This is a genomic window from Sinobaca sp. H24, from assembly GCF_023845525.1.
Genome location: NZ_JALBWT010000028.1, coordinates 31,034 through 46,833, shown reverse-complemented (window position 1 = coordinate 46,833; position 15,800 = coordinate 31,034). Strand labels below are relative to the sequence as shown.

At 46.3% G+C, this 15,800-nt stretch carries 15 protein-coding genes, 1 pseudogene and 2 riboswitches; all 16 genes and pseudogenes read right to left on the bottom strand.

What is annotated here, in order from left to right; genetic code table 11:
- Position 1: 1 nt before the first annotated feature.
- Positions 2-1,294: pseudogene (purB, locus tag MMY81_RS24740) on the bottom strand (adenylosuccinate lyase).
- 31 nt (positions 1,295-1,325) lie between these two features.
- Positions 1,326-2,459, bottom strand: coding sequence for a 5-(carboxyamino)imidazole ribonucleotide synthase (gene purK, locus MMY81_RS24735; protein WP_252314922.1), 1,134 nt, complete (start codon positions 2,457-2,459; stop codon positions 1,326-1,328).
- Entirely contained in the window at positions 2,456-2,944 is a 489-nt protein-coding gene (purE, locus tag MMY81_RS24730; RefSeq protein ID WP_252314921.1) for a 5-(carboxyamino)imidazole ribonucleotide mutase, read from the bottom strand. Before purE ends, purK begins: the two co-directional genes overlap by 4 nt.
- A gap of 140 nt (positions 2,945-3,084) precedes the next feature.
- Positions 3,085-3,186, bottom strand: a riboswitch (purine riboswitch).
- A gap of 116 nt (positions 3,187-3,302) precedes the next feature.
- On the bottom strand, positions 3,303-3,458 hold the full coding sequence (locus tag MMY81_RS24725) for an NETI motif-containing protein (protein ID WP_252314920.1): 156 nt from the start codon (positions 3,456-3,458) through the stop codon (positions 3,303-3,305).
- Positions 3,459-3,467: 9 nt separating this feature from the next.
- The gene (locus MMY81_RS24720) at positions 3,468-3,971 is read right to left on the bottom strand and encodes a DUF2179 domain-containing protein (protein WP_374562766.1); all 504 of its coding nucleotides are present in this window, start codon (positions 3,969-3,971) and stop codon (positions 3,468-3,470) included.
- A 148-nt stretch (positions 3,972-4,119) separates the two neighbouring features.
- The gene (locus MMY81_RS24715) at positions 4,120-6,948 is read right to left on the bottom strand and encodes an ATP-binding protein (RefSeq protein WP_252314918.1); all 2,829 of its coding nucleotides are present in this window, start codon (positions 6,946-6,948) and stop codon (positions 4,120-4,122) included.
- Entirely contained in the window at positions 6,941-7,306 is a 366-nt protein-coding gene (locus MMY81_RS24710; RefSeq protein WP_252314917.1) for a response regulator, read from the bottom strand. Before MMY81_RS24710 ends, MMY81_RS24715 begins: the two co-directional genes overlap by 8 nt.
- A 172-nt stretch (positions 7,307-7,478) precedes the next feature.
- Complete coding sequence (locus tag MMY81_RS24705) at positions 7,479-8,264, bottom strand: glycosyltransferase family 2 protein (RefSeq protein WP_252314928.1); 786 nt, start codon at positions 8,262-8,264, stop codon at positions 7,479-7,481.
- Positions 8,265-8,272: 8 nt separating this feature from the next.
- Positions 8,273-8,515, bottom strand: coding sequence for a glycosyltransferase (locus MMY81_RS24700; protein ID WP_252314916.1), 243 nt, complete (start codon positions 8,513-8,515; stop codon positions 8,273-8,275).
- Positions 8,500-8,736 (bottom strand): hypothetical protein, encoded by a 237-nt coding sequence (locus tag MMY81_RS24695; RefSeq protein WP_252314915.1) that lies wholly within the window; start codon positions 8,734-8,736, stop codon positions 8,500-8,502. The genes MMY81_RS24700 and MMY81_RS24695 overlap by 16 nt, the downstream gene beginning before the upstream one ends.
- Positions 8,733-9,533 carry a HEAT repeat domain-containing protein gene (locus tag MMY81_RS24690; protein ID WP_252314914.1) on the bottom strand — a complete coding sequence of 267 codons (801 nt, stop codon included), beginning with the start codon at positions 9,531-9,533 and terminating at the stop codon, positions 8,733-8,735. The genes MMY81_RS24695 and MMY81_RS24690 overlap by 4 nt, the downstream gene beginning before the upstream one ends.
- On the bottom strand, positions 9,530-9,784 hold the full coding sequence (locus MMY81_RS24685) for a hypothetical protein (RefSeq protein ID WP_252314913.1): 255 nt from the start codon (positions 9,782-9,784) through the stop codon (positions 9,530-9,532). The genes MMY81_RS24690 and MMY81_RS24685 overlap by 4 nt, the downstream gene beginning before the upstream one ends.
- Positions 9,785-11,329: a GGDEF domain-containing response regulator gene (locus MMY81_RS24680; protein ID WP_252314912.1), complete on the bottom strand. Its 1,545-nt coding sequence runs from the start codon at positions 11,327-11,329 to the stop codon at positions 9,785-9,787.
- Between the two features lie 241 nt (positions 11,330-11,570).
- Positions 11,571-12,566, bottom strand: coding sequence for an NADPH:quinone oxidoreductase family protein (locus MMY81_RS24675; RefSeq protein ID WP_252314911.1), 996 nt, complete (start codon positions 12,564-12,566; stop codon positions 11,571-11,573).
- 105 nt (positions 12,567-12,671) lie between these two features.
- A complete protein-coding gene (locus MMY81_RS24670; protein ID WP_252314910.1) occupies positions 12,672-13,985 on the bottom strand; it encodes an NCS2 family permease in 1,314 nt (437 codons plus the stop codon).
- A 130-nt stretch (positions 13,986-14,115) separates the two neighbouring features.
- A riboswitch (purine riboswitch) is annotated at positions 14,116-14,216 on the bottom strand.
- Positions 14,213-15,751, bottom strand: coding sequence for a glutamine-hydrolyzing GMP synthase (gene guaA / locus MMY81_RS24665; RefSeq protein WP_252314909.1), 1,539 nt, complete (start codon positions 15,749-15,751; stop codon positions 14,213-14,215). Its footprint overlaps the riboswitch before it by 4 nt.
- Positions 15,752-15,800 lie beyond the last annotated feature (49 nt).

The window sequence follows — 15,800 nt, the reverse complement described above, 5'->3', positions numbered from 1 at the left end:
TTTACTCAATACCTGCCCGTTTAAAGATCGTGTCTACCTGCTTCATATGATGGTTATAGTCAAAGCACTCGTCGATCTCTTTTTCCGTGAGTACTTCCGTAATCCGCGGCTGCTGGTCAACGAGGGTCCGGAACTGAACGCCCTCTTCCCATGCCTGCATTGCAGTAGGCTGGACAAGATCATAGGCTTCTTCCCGTGCCATGCCTTTGTTGATCAATGTCAGCATGACGCGCTGGAATATATAAGACCGAATGTTCTTTTCATGTTGGCTTTCATATTTTCAGGAATACCGTCAGGTTTTTGACGATATTGCCAAAACGATTGAGCATATAATTAAGCGCGATCGTGGCGTCCGGCAGGATGATACGCTCCGCTGAAGAATGGGAAATATCACGTTCATGCCAGAGCGGTACATTTTCGTAAGCCGTAAGCATATGGCCGCGGATAACGCGGGCAAGTCCGGACATATTCTCTGAGCCGATTGGATTGCGCTTATGCGGCATGGCGGACGATCCTTTTTGCCCTTTCGCGAAAAACTCTTCCACTTCGCGTGTTTCACTTTTCTGAAGACCGCGGATTTCAACAGCCATTTTTTCAATCGATCCGGCAATAAGAGCCACCGTGCTCATGTAATGGGCGTGGCGGTCGCGCTGCAGCGTCTGAGTGGAAACGGGTGCTGCTTCCAATCCAAGCTCGCGGCAGACATGCTCTTCAATATAGGGCGGAATGTTAGCGAATGTTCCCACAGCACCGGACAATTTGCCGACCCGTACTGTTTCTGCAGCTGCACGGAAACGTTCCAGATTGCGCTGCATCTCCTGATACCAGAGGGCAAGCTTGAGGCCGAAGGTAGTCGGCTCCGCGTGAACTCCGTGCGTACGGCCCATCATAACCGTATATTTATGTTCTTTTGCTTTTTCTTTCAATATAGAAGTGAAGTTCTCCAGATCCTTCAGCAGAATGGCGTTCGCCTGCTTCAGCTGATAGGAAAGAGCAGTATCCACCACGTCAGTGGAAGTCAGGCCGTAATGCACCCACTTGCGTTCTTTCCGAGGGTTTCTGAGACAGCTCTTGTGAAGGCTACAACGTCGTGGCGCGTTTCCTGCTCAATTTCATTAATACGCGCTACATCAAATCCTGCATTCTCACGAATCTTTTCCACGTCTTCCTTTGGAATATCTCCTAGTTCGGACCATGCTTCACAGGCAGAAATCTCCACTTCGAGCCAGGCTTTAAAGCGGTTATTCTCTGTCCATATTTCTCCCATTTCCGGGCGGGTGTAACGTTCGATCATGTTGATTCCTCCACTCTCTCTATCTGCTGCTTTATTTTATATAGGTGTTCCATACGGTATTGCTGTCTTCAAGCGCCTGCTCCACGCTGTCGCGCAGCACGGTCCAGTGCCCCATCTTCCGGCCGGGACGGCTTTCGGCTTTTCCATAAAGATGAAGATGCTCTTTCGAAAAGTCGAACAGCCCGTCCATTACCGGCTCTACGTGCTGTCCTAATATATTGGTCATTACAACCGGCTTAAGCAGCCCGGTCGGCCCGAGAGGCAGCCCGCAGACAGCACGGATATGCTGTTCAAACTGGGAGGTTTCACAGGCTTCAATTGTATAGTGTCCGGAGTTATGCGGACGCGGTGCCACTTCATTTACATAGATCGTTTCTTCATCTATAACAAACATTTCAATCGCGAGGGTGCCGACTAGCTGTAAATGTCCGGCTAATGTTTCAGCCAGTGCATAAGCTTTCTCTGCTAAAGTACCCGGAATCCGGGCTGGAACGATTGTTTGGTGAAGAATATTATTTTCATGGATATTCTCGCCGACGGGAAATACAGCTGTTTCTCCTGTCGTCGCTCTCGTAATAATAACGGAAATTTCTTTTTCAAAAGGTATCCAGGCTTCCAGCACAAAATCAGCCGGATTCTTTTCTGCAAGACGAGTGTAAGCCTCCTGCAGATCCGATTCTTTTTTCAGTACTTCCTGACCCTTGCCGTCATATCCGCCCCGGCATGTCTTTAAGACAGCAGGAAGTCCGATTTCTTTAACTGCAGCCTTGAGAGACTCATAGTCTGTTACCGGCTTATAAGGCGCTACAGGAACGCCGGCAGCTTCAATTGCTTTCTTTTCGCGAAGCCTGTGCTGCGTTGTATGAAGAAGTGCACCGCCCTGAGGAAGATACATCGTTTCTTCCAGAAACGAAGCCGTTTCTGCATCAATATTCTCAAATTCATAGGTCAGAACGCTGCAGTGGGAAGAAAGCTCTTCTGCCGCTCTGCGGTCGTCGTATGCCCCTTCTACTTCCACATCCGATACCTGGCCGGCAGGAGAGCCTGTTGAAGGCTCCAGTACGGCTGTGCGGTAGCCCATCGGACGTGCAGCGATAGCCATCATACGGCCCAGCTGACCGCCGCCGAGTATACCAATTGTTTTGCCTGGAGGAATTAGCGTCATGATGGAAGGTCCCCCGTTTCTATTACTTTGCTGCGCATCTCTTCGCGCCTGGCATCCATTTTTTCCGCAAGCTCTTTATCAAATGCCGAGAGAATCTGTGCGGCAAGCAGACCGGCATTGACTGCCCCTGCTTTCCCTATAGCTACAGTAGCTACGGGCACGCCGCCCGGCATCTGCGCAATCGACAGAAGCGAGTCCATTCCCTGCAGTGCTTTTGATTGTATAGGCACCCCAATAACTGGAAGGGTCGTCTTTGCTGCGGTCATACCCGGGAGGTGTGCAGCGCCTCCGGCTCCTGCAATAATCACTTTCAGACCTTTCTGCCTGGCTGTTTCTGCATACTCGAACATTAAATCCGGTGTCCGATGGGCGGAAACGACTTGTTTTTCATAGGCAATATTTAGTTCATCGAGCACATCACATGCGTTCTTCATCGTTTCCCAATCGGATGTGCTTCCCATAATTACTCCAACCTGCGGATTCATTCTTCCACTCCTCTACGGCTTTGCTCCATTATGTTCTATGTGTTAAAAATCCACGAAAAAAGCCCCGGTAGGTTGACTTTTCTCTATTAGAAAGCTGTCAGACTTGCCGGGGCGGAAAGGACAAACCACAGACGCAGCGCCTTGGGATGCTCTTTCCTCATAGTCCGGCGATTTACGGTCACCAGGTAGAAACGTCCGGGCCCTATTCCCGATTTTATATGAGGGTTATATGTCGTTTTTATTCCTATTACAGCTTAACAAGTTGTCATGAAATCTGTCAACGGAATTCGAACATTATAATTGTATTAAGTTTTAATGTTCGGTTATTGGGGCTTTGCTTCAAAAATGATTTGCTGTTTTAATACGGTATCTCTTTTTTGCCATTTATCATGGTTTCAGTAAATACTGGTTTTTCTATTCTCCGCACAGGAACAAAGCCTTCCTGCTGTATCCGGTCAAGGCAGGCAGCGATCGTTTCTCCATCCTTCACTTCAAATGTTTTTTTAGCAGCCATCCTCTACTCCTATCGTCGTATTCCCTTTACCCAGAAGCCGCCGAAAAATGCTTTCGGTTCATGTGAAATAATGAAGGCTTTGGAATCAAGGTCTTTTACTGTCCGGTAAAGACGAGCCTCAGATTTTCGGGAAGTTAGTATTTCCATCATCATTCGTTCGCCTTCCCGTCCGTAGGCAACCCAGTTCGTTACTCCATATCCTTTATCACGCAGCGCGTTGGGAATGTCCGGTTCATATTCCTTCGTTATAACATTGACCGTTATATATCCTAAAGCCAGCTTTTCTTCGATTTTCATACCAACCAGTACACCTGTTCCAAATCCAACCGAATAAGCGACTAAATTTAAATAGTTATCCAGATTTTCAAGAACCAGTCCCAGACCGATAACATAGACCAGTGTTTCAATAATACCAAACAGACCGGCAAAGTATTTCTGACCTTTTAATGTAAAAATCAGCCGCAGCGTTAATAACGTCACGTACAAAATATTAATAACAAACACAATCGCCATAAATGTCCAGACATTAGCGAGCAGTATACTTACCAAGCATATGACCCCCTTCTTTTGCTCACTTTCTCATTATCGCATATCCATTAAGTCACCGGGAAAGAAAAAAACTGCCCTTTTCAGGACAGTTTCATTATACATTTCTTTTATTTTATGCGTCGTCTTCCGAGGAAGGGACATAAATTTCTCCGGCCGGATTTGTCTTTTTCAATAGGTAACGAACCTGCTGGGACAATTTCTGAGGCGGATACGGTTTTGTTAAATAGTGATGCACTTCCAGCTCCTGCATTTTTTCCGTATCTTCATTTAAAGCAGAAGAAACAATGATAGGAATATTTTTCAACTCGTCCCTTGCTTTTATATGCTTAATAAATGTCCATCCGTCCATTTCATCGCCAAGCATGACATCGACAATAAATACGTCCGGCTTCAGACCGTTATCAATCGCAGCAAGAGCCGCTTTCGGGTTAAAGTGAAAAGCCACCTCATACTTTGCATGGCGCAGCTCCTCTGATAAAAGCATGCCAAGGCTTCTGTCGTCCTCGAGCACCAGCGCTGTTAACGTGGAGTCCGAGAGCGGGTATTGAAGCAGTTCTTCTCCATCAAGAGCCGGCAGATAAAACGTGAACGTACTTCCCTTACCCTCTTCGGAACTTACCATTATTTTGCCGTTATGGTCTTCGAGTATTTTTTTACATACTGCAAGCCCAAGACCCGTCCCACGGATTTTCTGACGCTTTTCGCCTTCTACACGGTGGAATTTACTGAACAGCTTCGGAAGTTCTTTTTCCGGAATGCCAAGACCCTGGTCTGCAACAGACACCATCACATTATCCTGATAATTTTTCATGCTGATCGTAACCGTGCCGCCATCCGGCGAGAACTTTACTGCATTGCTGATAAGGTTGGTCATCACCTGTACAAGTTTATCCTCATCCGCGAAGATTTTCCCGGAGTGCAGCTTGTCTTCTATTATAAATGAATGGTCCGGCTGGCCCGGCTCCATCGTATGCACGACATTCATTACAATTTCAGCAGCGTCCACCCGTTCTTTTTCATACGTTTCCTTTCCGGACTCCATTCGCTGCAGATCCAGAAAGTCGTTAATCAAGTGCGTCAGACGATTGCCCTCTTTATGAATCGTTTCAATGTATTTTCTCTGTTTTTCCGGCTTTAACTCTTTCATCAGCATAAGCTCGGCAAAACCGAGAATACTGGAAAGCGGAGTCCTCAGCTCATGGCTGACGGTGCTGACAAGGTCCGACTTCATTTTATCGAGCTCATAGCTTCTCGTCTGATCCCTGTGTACAAAAATAGTGCCCTGCAGCTCTCCGTCATTGAACAGCTGCTCGCCATATACTTCGTACACGCGGACTTCTTCTCCGTCATGAATATGATAGTACACTCTTTCAATGTTCGGCTTTTCCCCCTCACGATAGGAGTGGAAATAAGCTTCAAGCATGGAGCGGTCTTCTTCAGCCACATGAGAAAGCAGTCCCGTGGTCCATTTTTCAAAAGGCGCCTGCTGGTGTTTCTGATAGCCGGATTTTCCTGCTATTTGATCCATCTTGCTGTTGCTGTGAATCATTTTTCCTTTTTCGTCAATAAATTGAATACCTTCGTTTACATTGTCAATTATCGCTTGATAAAGGGCGCTGTCCTTTTCTGTCGTTTCGTGAAGAATAATACGTTCAAAGGAAATTTTGGACTGGCTCAGCAGGCCGAACATCGTATGCTGCTCTTCTTTTGAAAAAGGACGTCCGATCCGGTACATGCAGCAGATGCCGATTAAATGTTCTCCCTCGGAAAAAATAGGCATGTACAGCTCGTACAAGTCCCTCTTATCTTCCGAGAGTCCCTGTTCTGACAAATCTGCCTGCACTTTCACCATGTGAGGCTCTTTTGTTTCATACGTTATCATCGCGGGCGTTTCTTCAATATGTTCTGTTATCCACTTGACTCTGGCATCGGTCATTCCGAGGCTTGCCGTCATCCATTCCGGCTGCATAGTCAATATTAATGCTTTTTCAAATGGAAACAATGCTTGAAAATGTGCAAGAATAGTATTCAGCAGCTCTTTTTTCTCTGATACAGCAGACAGGGAGGAATTAAATTCATTCATTTGATGCAGACGCTCCCGCTGCGATTCCAGCTCTTCCTGCTGAATTTCCAGCTCCTCGTTACGGTCGGTCAGCATTTCCTGATTACTTTGGATGCTTGCGGCCATTTGGGAGAACGTACGGCTGAGCGATCCCATTTCATCTTTTCGACTGGTATATTTCAGGTCGATGGTTTCTCCGGCTTCAATTTTGTCCGCTGATTCCTCTAAATTCTGAAGCGGTCTCGTTAACCAGTACAATAATGTCCAGACGCTCACTCCAAGCACAAGAAGAATGAGAAAAAAGTAAAGCAGGATGGAATTATTCGCCTGAATGGTAGAGGCAAAATAATCATCATTTGCACTAGCACGGTCGATCTCAATCGCATTGTATTCTGCCGTCGTCTGATCAATAATGCTATTGGCCTGTTCATTGATTTCTCCTGAAGTAATGGCGTCTATTTCTCCTCCGCCATTCTCGATTTGAGCTGTAACCTGAGGAATCCATTCCTCGGAATATTGCGTGGTAAATGTATCAATTTCATTCGCAAGCGTTTCATTTTTGCGGTCGCTTCCAAGTGCCCTGTACTCTTCGAGAATAGACTCCAGTTCTGTTATTTCTGCATTCAGGCTGTCGAGAACAGCATCTTCCTGATAAATATAATAGCCGCGTCCCTGGATGACTACCTGCTGAAGGGTCGTTTCAATATCAAATAGCAGACCGTCGAGTTCTCGCAGTTCAATAGACTCACTTCGAATATTTTCCTGCTCACTGCTTATGTGATTTAATTGTATGACAGCCCCGGCACCGACAAGCAGAAGCAGGCACACGAAGATTAATAAAAACCTGCGGTGTGCCTTTTCCAGAATATATTTAATCATCAAGAAGATCCTCTACCACGCTGATTAGAAGCGCAGGGCTGAAAGGCTTTGTTAAAAATTCGGTCGCTCCTGCCTTCAGGGCGCTCTCTCTATCAGACTCCTGACTTTTCGCCGTCAGCATCAGGCTTTTCATCTGCTTAAGCCTTCCCCGGTCCTTTAAATGACTGAGTACCTCGACTCCGTTATACCCCGGCATCATGTAATCCACAACCAACAAGTCATATTCTTTTTCAGAAGCCATCTGGAGAGCCTCTGTGCCATTTTCCGCCTCTTCTATTTCATATGCTTCATCTTCGAGCGTATCGACTATAAGCATTCTCAGCACATCTTCGTCGTCTGCTACTAATATCTTTTTCATAAAGTCTCCCGCCTTTCATCACCTTAGGATGAAATACCTTTTCTTTCTGCTTTTGCCCAGTCTTTGCTGCGCCGGATAGCTTTCCAGATTCCTTCCACACGCCAGATTACCGTAAGCGGGCGGTACCAGAAGGATTCTGTCCAGGCATACCAGAACAGCCTGTCTAGATCTTTTACATTTGTATGCTTCCATTGCCCTGTTCTTCCAAAAGGACGGATGTAACAGAGAGCAGTGAGCCCATCATAATCATTAATAGAAACAGGATAATCGCAAACATTGTATTAATATCTCCAAACAACAATGCCCATAAAAGCAGACCATACCCTAACAATTCAAGAACCGGTCCGCACCATTCAATCAGGAAAAAAATAGGCATGCCGATCCATCCAAGCGCCCCATATCTCCTGCGGAAAAACATACTTTTATGCATCCAGAATGTTTCTGTCAGTCCCTGATGCCAGCGTCTTCGCTGCTTACGAAGAACAGCAGCGGTTTCCGGCGCCTCCGTCCAGCAGACGGGATCAGGTATGTAGGATATCTTTGATTTTCTATTATTGTCCCGCGCTGTCCGGTGCATTCGGACGACAAGCTCCATATCTTCACCGACGGTATCAGTCCGGTAGCCACCGGCTGCAATGACGGCACTTTTTTCAAACAGACCAAAAGCGCCCGATACAATCAGCAGTATATTAAAGTGGCTCATTCCAAGGCGGCCAATTAAAAAGGCGCGGAAATATTCAATCACCTGCATAATCACAATCGGCCGTCTCGATACCGAGACTTTCATCATCTCGCCCCGCTCAATGGAAGAAGAATTGGCAATTCGGATGCTTCCCCCCACTGCTATTACATCGCCATTTCCGTTAATAATAGGCTGTACTGCTTTAATAAGAGAATCACGTTCCAATACAGAGTCTGCGTCTATAGAACAGACATAAGGATAATTGGATGCATTGATGCCCGCGTTTAGTGCATCAGCCTTGCCCCCATTTTTTTATCAATAAGATACACATTAGGGTGTATCTCCGACTGATACACCGCTTTTACCGGCTTGGAAGGCACATAGCGTCGTACGACCTGCTCTACCTTTTTCATGCGGAATGCATCAATTGCTGTATGCAGCATGTTGTCTGTTGAGCCATCATTTATAATGATGATCTCGAATGCCTGATAGCGGAGGCCGAGAAGGGATTTCACCGTTCCTTCCACAGATACTTCTTCGTTGTAGCCTGGAACGAGAATCGAAACCGGAGGTATGTCATCGGCCTGCAGCCTGTCCTGGTATGGTCCGTTTCATGAATGCCTTCTGATTTTTTCATGTCGCGCATAGCCGTTACAGCCGTTACGATGTACCATATGAGCACAAGAAAGGTGTAGCTTATAAAGCCGGCAATGAGCATGAAAAAAATAAAGTTTAATACAGCCGTCATACTTCCCCTCCCTTCATGGTATCCAGCCACTGTCCGGCCATATCCCTTGCAAAGGGATCGTTACTGGCATGCTGAATAAAAAGCAGTTCTTCCTCTCCATTTGGGTGATGGCTGAGTGCCTCTCCTGCATAGTATCGGACCCACCAGGAGGAATCTTTAATTAATTCCCTGATAAAATACTGTACGCCGCGGGAATGGCTGACTTTCCACAACCGTGCGGCCATCATCCGCTCCGGCCAGTGTTCGGACACAGCAATATCTGCTGGAACGATTGTATCGGGAACCACACCAAGCCTTTCAAACCCTTTGTAAGCCTGCAGCCGCACTTCCAGGTCTTCATCCGCTGCGGCTTTTTCAAACAAAGGAATCGTGTTCCAGTCCCCTTTTTGAGCTGCAATCGCCAGGACAGCTTCTCTTACTTTCTGGTTAGGATGTCCGAGTCTTTCCATCCAATGGGAAAAAATAGTGTCATCCAGTCGGCGAATGACCTCTTTATATAAATAACGAGGTTCGTTGGAATCCGCATGAAAAAAATCTTCCATAAAGGCCGTAGATTTAAGAGAAGCCAGCGTACGGGATGCCTGCGGATGCAGATCAACCTTGTTTTTATTTTCTTTGTATAGGTTAAGTACTTCCGGCTCAAGCTCCTTTAAATGAAAGTTTTCTATAAAGTATAAAGCATTTAAACGGTCGCTTATTTTTCTGGAATGAAGCTGTTTCCGGTAGGTTTCTGTCAGCTCTTCGGCCGCGAGCTTATGGATGCCTGCCATCGTATATTCATCATTCATCCAGTTCATATACTCAAGCAGCACCTCCTGAATGGCAGCCTGCGATGTGTCTGTTCGTGATTCAGGCAGTCCTGTCTCCCACTCCGCTTCTCCTTCAAGCGCCGCAGAGATACCCGGACGAACTTCTTTTTTACCCGCTCCAGCTTTTCTTCTTGTTTAAACCGCTTTATTTTAATCAACCGCAGGTAAAAGTAAAAACAAAGAAGAAAGACAAGAAATAGAATCAGGCCGATGAGCAGTACCGCTACTATCGGCTCCATTTACAATATCCTCTGAATTAAGCGTTTCGATCTGGCCAGCAGTTCTTCTACTTTGAATGGTTTTACCATGTAATCATCAGCTCCCAGTTCTAAAGCCCGGATAACATCTTTTTCTGCCTTGCTTCCTGTCAGCATCAATACAACGATGTCCGAGGCCGGAAAGTTTGCACGAAGCTCTGTCAATACTTCGAATCCGTTCATTCTGGGCATCGTCACGTCCAGGATAATAAAAAATTTCTGAGAACGTTTGTACCAGTCATTCTGCAAAAAGCTTTCCCCTTCTCGGTAATGAGAGACATTCACACTGTACTTTGGCAGTTCCATCCGCTGAAAGCGATTCAGCAGAAACCCCCCCATTACTTCATCATCGTCTACTACGATGATATTCATCGGCATCTTGCGTACTACTTCATTCCCCCGCTGAAATGTCCGGATCCGGTTCCTGCCTTCTTCTTTAGCTTTTGCCATCGCCTGGTCTGCCTCATTTAGCAGAACATCCAGTGAGGCGGTTTCAGGCGTTACAGTAGAAATGCCTGCTGAAAACGTCAGCGCCATATCATCTAAAGCATCAACAGTCATCTCTGAATAATTCTTGCACCACCGCTCTGCCGCTTTAACGGCCTGCGCTTTATTCGTATTAGGAAGAACAATTAGAAATTCTTCCCCGCCCAGCCGGACCAGCATATCCTGAGGCCGCTTCTGGGCATCAAGAAACGAGGCAAAGTGCTTCAATACTTTATCTCCCTGCTCGTGGCCGAATGTATCATTTACTGCTTTAAAATGATCAAGATCCAGAAGCACTACTGAAAATTCAGAGCCGTCTCTCCGGTAGGCTCCGAAAAACCGTTCGCTTGCTGTTACAAGGATCTTGCGGTTAAATACACCGGTCAGCTCATCAATGGTAATGGCGTTTTGGATTCTATCTTTTCGAATGAGCTGGTTTGATAAAATATGCTTTAACTCGCGGATATCAAAAGGTTTATGCAGCACAAAAGAGGCACCATGCTTATATGCTTCATATTTTGTTTCGGGTGTAGCATCTGATGTTACCGCTATAACCGGTGTTACAAGAGCTTCTGCAATTTGTGAAACAGTATTCAATAAATAAAATCCATCCTGTTTATCCGGAACAAAAATGTCCACGAGCAGGCAGTCCGGATGATAATGATGATACATTTCAAGAGCCTTTTTTTTATCAGGTGCCAGCAGGACGAGATAACCCTCTTCCTGAAACTGGTCTTTTATGTAATTGGCAAAGTCAACATCGTCATCTACAAGCAGGAGAAGCGGTCCATGGCTGACGTCTTCTTTTACGACAGCCGGCATCGTATTCCTTTCTGCTTCCTCCTCTTGAAATGTTCTGATAAGAGGTGCCAGAAAATCCGATAGCTGTTCAATACTCCACCTTGCATCTTTATTGTCATTCAAATTTCCCATTTTCTCTTCAGAAATCGCAGAAAGCTCACTAAGTCCAAGTGTGCCGCCTGTACCTTTCAACGTATGCAGCCATCGGTACACTTCATCATTTTCAATCGTATTCCGCATTTGAAATGACTGCCATGTCTGCCTTGTTTTTTTCAAAAAACAATGCTTGATAATTCTCCATTCCTTTGCCTCCCGAACCAAGTACTTATACAATAATTTACAATTTACTGCGACTATTACTCTATTATATCTGAAATTTGTTCTCCTGTAGAGTAATTAATTGGTAATAGGATATTCCGGCAGTATAGGCAGACAATAAAAAAAGCGCTCATAAATGATTATGAGCGCTCTGTTCCTGCCGTTATGCAAATGTGACCACTTTTCTTCCACGGATTTTCCCGGAAATAATCTGTTCCAAGGTCTCAGAAAGTTCATTGATAGTGATATCACTGCCTATTTCGGATAATAAATCTTCTGTTTTTAAATCCGCTGCCAGCCGGTTCCATACTTCTCTGCGCCGTTCCATCGGGCAGTTGACAGAATCAATACCAACGAGGTTAATGCCCCGTAGTATAAATGGAAATACGGTAGTCGGAACCTTTGTGCCGGCCGTAAGACCGCTTACGGCCACTGCTCCTCCATACTGCAGGCAGCTTAAAATGTAGGATAGCGTTTCACCGCCGACTGGATCGACTGCTCCTGCGAATCGTTCTTTGTCAATCGGCCGGATTTTTTCCGGGACCAGGTCTTCTCTTGCGATAATTTCTTTCACACCCAGCTTTTTTAAATAATCATGCTCTGAGCTTTTACCGGTGCTTGCCGCTACGTTATATCCAAGTTTGGCCAGCATGGCAGCCGCCATGCTTCCAACACCGCCTGTAGCACCCGTGACAAGAATGGTTCCTTTATCCGGCGTGACGCCTTCTTCCTGCAGCTTCATCACAGACAGGGCCGCTGTAAATCCAGCCGTTCCGTAAATCATTGCTTCTTTAAGCGACAGGCCTTCCGGCAGCGGTACGATCCATTCGGAAGGAACTTTCGCATATTCACTGTATCCTCCGTAATGGGAAACACCCAGCTCATAGCTTGTAACAATGACCTCCTGGCCTTCTGTAAAAGCCGGATCATTCGATTTTTCAACCGTGCCGGACAGATCAATTCCCGGAACCATTGGATAGTCGTTAACGATATTTCCATTTTCCATCGCGGCCATGCCGTCTTTAAAGTTCACGCTTGAATAATGAACCTTTATCAGCACATCACCTTCCGGAAGGTCCTTTTCGGACAGTTCCCGAATCTCTTTTGACACGTGGCCGTCTTCCGTCTGATCGACGACAAGGGCTTTAAATGCATTCATTTTGATTTCCTCCTTTGGCTGGTTCTTGCTTCCTTCGCTTCTATTCCCCCGGAAAAAGATTTCTAATCAAAAAAGCACGCCTCCCATCGGAAGCATGCTTTTCATTTACTCTCCCAAAAAGGCGAAGTAAGCAATAAAGACAAAGAACAAGACGTACATAATTGGATTAATTTCCCGGCCGCGTCCTTTAACAAGCATCGTAATCGGATAAAAGATAAAGCCGATAGCAATACCTGTTGCAATGCTGTAGGTCAGCGGCATCGCTACTACCGTTAAAAAGGCGGGAAGGGCAATTTCGAGTTTGTTCCATTCGATCAGCCTAAGCGATGAGGCCATTAACACCCCAACGATAATCAGTGCCGGTGCTGTTACTGTTTCGGTAACAACCACAAGCAGCGGCGAGAAGAACATAGCTGCTAGAAACAGCAGTGCTGTCACGACGGAAGTAAAGCCGGTTCGTCCTCCCGCAGCTACCCCTGCCGAGGATTCGATATAGGCCGTCGTCGTTGACGTACCAAGAATGGCTCCTATCGACGTAGCAGAAGAGTCGGCAAGAAGCGCACGTCCTGCTCTTGGAAGCTTATTGTCTTTCACATAGCCTGCCTGGTTGGCAACCGCATATAATGTTCCTGCTGTATCGAAGAAATCCACGAACAGAAACGTTAAAATAACGATAATTAATTGGACAGTCAGCTGAGTTGTCCACTCCACTTCTCCGAGAATACTGAAAGCAGAGCCGAACGTCGGCGCAAGGCTGGGTACCGCTCCTACAATACCTGAAGGCAGCTCAATAAGGCCGAAAATAATGCCGGTAACTGCTGTAATCAGCATGCCGTAGAAAATACCGCCATGAATACCCTTTACCATCAGTATTGCAGTAACAATCAGTCCAAAGCTTGCCAGAAGCGTTAACGGGGACGTAATGGAGCCCAGCCCAACGAGGGTCGCTTCGTCTCCAACGACAATACCTGCGCCCTTGAGACCGATAAAAGCAATAAAGAGACCAATACCGGCGGCTACCGCATATTTTAGTTCTGCCGGTATGGCATTAATTACTTTTTCTCTTACTCCCAGCAGGGTAATGCAGATAAAGATGATACCCGACATGAATACGCCAAACAGCGCAAGTTCCCATGGGATACCGAGCCCAATGACTACCGTGTAGGCAAAGAAGGCGTTCAGACCCATCCCCGGCGCCAGTGCAATCGGATATTTTGCAATAATCCCCATAATCAGCGTACCGACCGCTGCGGACAACGCTGTTGCCGTAAACACCGCGCCCTGGTCCATGCCTGCATCTGACAAAATTAACGGATTGACAAAAAGTATGTAAGCCATGGAAAGAAAAGTCGTTAACCCGGCCAGGCTTTCTTTTTTTAACGTGGTACCCTGTTTCGCAAATTCAAAATATCGATTCATTCTCTATACCCCTTATTCTCTGTTTCCGCCTGAAAGCGGTTCTCTATTATAAAGAAAAAGCTTCGACAGAAAGGAACTCTGCCGAAGCTGGACATAGAAAAAGACAGCGCAGAAAAAAGCGGATCGCTCCGCTCCCTGCTGTCCTTTTCGTAGCCAAGCTGTTCATGGCAGCTGGTAGAAACCTGCGGGCCTTATTCCCGCAATTATACGAAAAGATAATAATTATTTTATTCCCACTCGATAGTGGAAGGCGGCTTAGACGTCACGTCGTACACGACGCGGTTGACATGTGATACCTCATTTACGATTCGGGTGGATATTTTCTCAAGCACATCATATGGGATACGCGCCCAGTCTGATGTCATACCGTCAATGGAAGTTACGGCACGGATTCCTACCGTGTAATCGTAGGTTCTCGCATCTCCCATTACGCCGACACTTCTCATGTTTGGAAGCGCCGTGAAATACTGCCAGATTTCACGATCCAGTCCGGCAAGTTTAATTTCTTCGCGGAGAATCGCATCGGAATCTCTTACAATCGTAAGTTTTTCTTCCGTTATTTCTCCAAGCACGCGGATACCAAGACCCGGCCCTGGAAATGGCTGTCTCCAGACGATCTCTTCCGGCACGCCAAGCTCTTCCCCAAGTTTACGCACTTCGTCTTTAAACAAGGTTTTTAACGGCTCGATCAGTTCAAAATGCATATCCTCCGGAAGGCCGCCGACGTTATGGTGGGACTTAATCGTCTGGGCTGTATCCGTTCCGCTTTCAATAATATCTGTATATAACGTTCCCTGCGCAAGAAAGTCCATATTTTCCAGCTTGCCGGCTTCCTCTTCAAACAGGTAGATAAATTCATTTCCGATAATTTTCCGCTTCTGTTCTGGATCGGATACGCCGTCCAGTTTATTGAGAAAGCGGTCTTTCGCTTCGATTTTAACAATGTTCATGGAGAACTCGCCTGCGAATGTCTCCATCACGCTTTCCGCCTCTCCTTTTCGAAGAAGGCCGTGATCAATAAACATACACGTCAGCTGATCGCCGATAGCCTGGTGAATCAATGCCGCTACGATAGAAGAATCAACGCCGCCGCTGAGAGCACAGAGAACATTCTTGTCTCCTACCTGCTCGCGGATAATTTCCACCTGTTCTTCTACGAAATTCGCCATTGACCATTCACCCTGTGCGCCGCAGATTTCAAACGCAAAATTCTTCAGCATGTCGTCGCCGAACTGGGTGTTCCGTACTTCCGGGTGAAACTGTACGCCGTACATTTTCCGGCCGGCATCGCTCATTCCGGCTACCGGGCATGATGGATTGACAGCATCCACAACAAATCCTTCCGGCGGAGCAAGTATCAAGTCACCGTGGCTCATCCAGACGGACTGTTCTTTTGGAAGGTCGTGGTAAAGAGACGATCCATTCTGCACAGTAATCATCGCTTTGCCATACTCTCTGTGATGAGCCGCCTCCACTTTCCCTCCGAAATGGTGAGTCATCAGCTGCATACCATAGCAGATGCCAAGAATCGGAATTCCCATATCGAATATGGCCGGATCGCAGCTCGGTGCTCCCTCTACATAGGCACTGTTCGGTCCACCGGAAAAAATAATACCGATTGGATTTAGTTCTTTAATTTCATCTGCTGTAATTTTGTTGGAATGCAGTTCACTGTAAACCCCTAAATCTCTAATTCTTCTTGTAATCAGCTGATTGTACTGGCCTCCAAAATCGAGAACCACAATTGTTTCATGTTCTAATTCCACACCTGCCACCCCATTTTCTATTAATACAATGCATCAAAACACTCTCAAA